Source organism: Caulobacter sp. (assembly GCF_035254145.1).
Classification (GTDB): Bacteria; Pseudomonadota; Alphaproteobacteria; order Caulobacterales; family Caulobacteraceae; genus Caulobacter.
Genome location: NZ_DATFAV010000125.1, coordinates 1 through 3,375, shown reverse-complemented (window position 1 = coordinate 3,375; position 3,375 = coordinate 1). Strand labels below are relative to the sequence as shown.

Below are 3,375 nucleotides of genomic sequence, written 5' to 3'. Positions count from 1 at the left end.
TGGCTGCCGCCCGAGGGCTGCAGCTACCGGATCGCCGTGGTGTCGATGAAGAAGGCCTATCCCGGCCACGCCAAGCGCGTGATGCTGGGTGTGTGGAGCTATCTGCGCCAGTTCATGTACACCAAGTGGGTGATCGTCGTGGACCACGACATCAACGCCCGCGACTGGAAGGACGTGATGTGGGCGATCAGCACCAAGATGGACCCCGCGCGGGACATCACGGTGATCGAGCACACGCCGATCGACTACCTCGACTTCGCCTCGCCCGAGAGCGGCCTGGGCTCCAAGATCGGTCTCGACGCCACCGACAAGTGGCCGCCCGAGACCAAGCGCGAATGGGGCCAGGAGATCCGCATGGATCAGGCCGTGGTCGACGCGGTCAGCGAGAAATGGGCCCGGCTCGGGTTGCCTGGCGACGGCACGCCGATCTGGAAGGCAAAATAGCTGTCATCCCGGCCAAGCGCGCGGCGCGACGAGCCGGGACCGCCGGAAGCACGGCGCTTTCCGCGGTCCCGGGTCTTCGCTTCGCTCCGCCCGGATGACAATTTTCTTGAGGGGGCTGAAATGCGGCAACTGACCCTGGCGGCGCTGTCCGCTGTATTGATGGTGAGCACGGCGATGGCGCAGACGAAAAACCCCTGGGATCAGCCCTTCCTGCCGCCGGCCCCGCATTGGCAGGGCGCCAGCCAGGCGCTGATCCGAGACAAGGCCGATCCGTGGGTCACCCCGTTCGAGGCCGACGCCGAGCACAACTTCAGCCCGACCTACGCCGACACCCGCGCCTGGTTCGACCGGCTGGACAAGGCGTCCAAGCTGATCCGCGTCGAGGACTTCGGCGTTTCGCCGCAGGGCCGCGCGATCTTCGCGGTGGTCGCCAGCAAGGACGGCGACAAGCTGGACCCGAAGAAGCCCCTGCTGCTGGTCCAGTGCGGCATCCACCCCGGCGAGATCGACGGCAAGGACGCCGGCATGATGCTGCTGCGGGACATGGCCTTCCACGGCAAGGACGGCCTGCTGGACAAGGTCAATCTCGTCCTGATCCCGATCCTGTCGGTCGACGGCCACGAACGCTCGGGTCCGTATTCGCGCCCCAACCAGCGCGGGCCGCGCATCCAGGGCTGGCGCAACACCGCCACCAACCAGAACCTCAACCGCGACTTCATGAAGCTGGACCAGTCGGAGATGCAGGCCCTGAAGCGCCTGCAGGCCAAGTACAGGGCCGATCTCTATGTCGACGTCCACGTGACCGACGGCATGGACTACCAGTACGACGTCACCTACGGCTTCAACGGTGAGAACGGCGTCTGGAACCGCTCGCCGGCCATCGCCAAGTGGCTGGACGGGGTGCTGAAACCCGTCATGAACCAGAGCCTGGAAGCCGAGGGCCACATTCCGGGCGAGCTGGTCTTTGGCGTCGACGAGCACAATCCCAAGGCCGGCTTCAATGACGGCGGCCTCGGCGAGCGCTTCTCCAACGGCTGGGGCGCGGCGGCCCACGTCCCGACCATCCTGATCGAGAACCATAGCCTGAAACCCCACGTCCAGCGTGTGCTCGGAACCTACGTCTTCATCGAAACGGCGATGAAGCTCTTGGCCGACAGGGGCGGCGACCTGCGGGCGGCCATCGCCGCCGACAGCGCCCTGCGGCCGGCCGAGGTCCTGGCCAACTTCATGGGCGATGACAAGCCGAGCTACATCCGCCCGTTCAAGGGCATCAAGTACGAGACCTACGACAGCCCCGCCTCGGGCCGGAAGGAAATCCGCTGGCTGGGCGAGGCCGATCCCGAGATCTGGCAGACGCCGTTCTACGGCTCGCATTCGACACTGAGCCTCAAGCGTCCCGTCGCCTACTACGTCCCCCGCTATCGCGCCGACATCATCGAGCGGCTGAAGCTGCATGGCGTGGCGCTGGAGACCCTCACCGCCGACAAGACCGTCAAGGTCGAGATGATCCGCCTGGTCGACCCCAAGATCGCCCCGCGCGCCAATGAGGGCCACGTCCAGATCAGCGTCGACAAGGTCACCACCGAGACGCGCGACTGGACCTTCCCCAAGGGCTCGGTCCGCGTGCCGACCGACCAGCCGCTGGGCGACCTCGTCGTGCTGCTGCTGGAGCCGCAGTCCAGCGAGAGCGTCTTCGCCTGGGGCATGGTCCCCGAGGTCCTGAGCCGCGTGGAATATATCGAGCCCTACGCCATCGCGCCGCTGGCCGAGAAGATGCTGGCCGCCGACCCCAAGCTGAAGGCCGATTTCGAGGCCAAGCTGGCCGCCGAGCCCAAGTTCGCGGCCGATCCCGACGCGCGCCTGGCCTGGTTCTACAAGCGCACGCCGTTCTACGACGACCATCATCTGCTGTACCCGATCGCGCGCGAGACGGCGCCTTAAGCGGGCGGGTTGCCGATCCCCGGCGGAAGGTCTCATATGGCCAGCCGTTCGGGGGCGGGCGGCGTCATAGGGTTTGAGTAATGGACACGATCGTTTCCGGCCACGCGGCGGCGCTGTGGGCCGGCCTGCACCTCTTCCTGCTGCTGGTCCTGTCGCTGCTGGTCGTGCGCCTGCGCCAGAAGCACAAGGTGGCGCTGGGCGACGAGGGTATCCCCGAGCTGGCGCGCGCCATCCGCGCCTTCGGCAACGCGACCGAATACGTGCCGGCCGGCATCGCCGCCCTGGCCGTCCTGGCCGTGGCCGGCGCCTCGCCGCTGGCGATCCATGTGGTGGGCCTGGTGCTGTTCGTCGGCCGCGTGGCCCACGCGGTGGGCCTATCCAACAGCGGCGGCGCCTCGATCCCGCGCGCCGCGGGCATGGTCGCCACCTGGCTGGCCTACATCTTCGCCGGGGTGGCCCTGCTGCTGTCGGCGATCGGGTAACCCCGAAGCTCCCCCTTCCCCCTCCCCTTCCCCCCGGGGGGCCACCTCCCCCGTTGCGCCGGGGAGGCGATAAAGTCCATAAGACCCCATGGACGAAAACCTGTTGCATGACGTGGTCGCCGCCGCGCGCAAGGCCGGGGCCGACGCGGCCGAGGCCGTCTTCGCCGAGCGCCAGTCGCTTTCCGTCAGCGTCCGCCTGGGCGAACTGGAGGAGGTCGAGCGCGAGGAGGCCCGGGATCTCGGCCTGCGCGTCTTCATCGGCCAGCGCAGCGCCACCGTGTCGGGCTCCGACATCTCCGCCGAGGCGCGCACCAAGCTGATCGAGCGCGCCGTGGCCATGGCGCGCCTGGCGCCGGAGGATCCCTACGCCAGCCTGCCGCCGCAGGACCGCCTGGCCCGCGCGCCCTATCCGGAACTCGACCTGGTCGATCCCTACGAGCCCTCGGCCGAGGCTCTGGAAACCCAGGCCCGCACCGCCGAGGACGCCGCCCGCGCGGTCAAGGGCGTG

General features: G+C 68.3%; 3 protein-coding genes and 1 pseudogene. All 4 read left to right on the top strand.

What is annotated here, in order from left to right; genetic code table 11:
* Nucleotides 1–444, top strand: a pseudogene (locus VJ655_RS07285) (UbiD family decarboxylase); the annotation flags it as partial.
* 120 nt (nt 445–564) lie between these two features.
* A complete protein-coding gene (locus tag VJ655_RS07280; protein WP_324110401.1) occupies nt 565–2,385 on the top strand; it encodes a M14 family metallopeptidase in 1,821 nt (606 codons plus the stop codon).
* An 80-nt stretch (nt 2,386–2,465) separates the two neighbouring features.
* Nucleotides 2,466–2,867, top strand: coding sequence for an MAPEG family protein (locus VJ655_RS07275; RefSeq protein WP_324110400.1), 402 nt, complete (start codon nt 2,466–2,468; stop codon nt 2,865–2,867).
* Nucleotides 2,868–2,955: 88 nt separating this feature from the next.
* Nucleotides 2,956–3,375: PmbA/TldA family metallopeptidase (locus VJ655_RS07270; protein WP_324110399.1), on the top strand; the 420-nt coding region annotated here is incomplete at its 3' end.

Coding starts and splice junctions, on each gene's coding strand:
- VJ655_RS07280 (WP_324110401.1), top strand. CDS start 565: ATGCGGCAACTGACCCTGGCGGCGCTGTCCGCTGTATTGATGGTGAGC.
- VJ655_RS07275 (WP_324110400.1), top strand. CDS start 2,466: ATGGACACGATCGTTTCCGGCCACGCGGCGGCGCTGTGGGCCGGCCTG.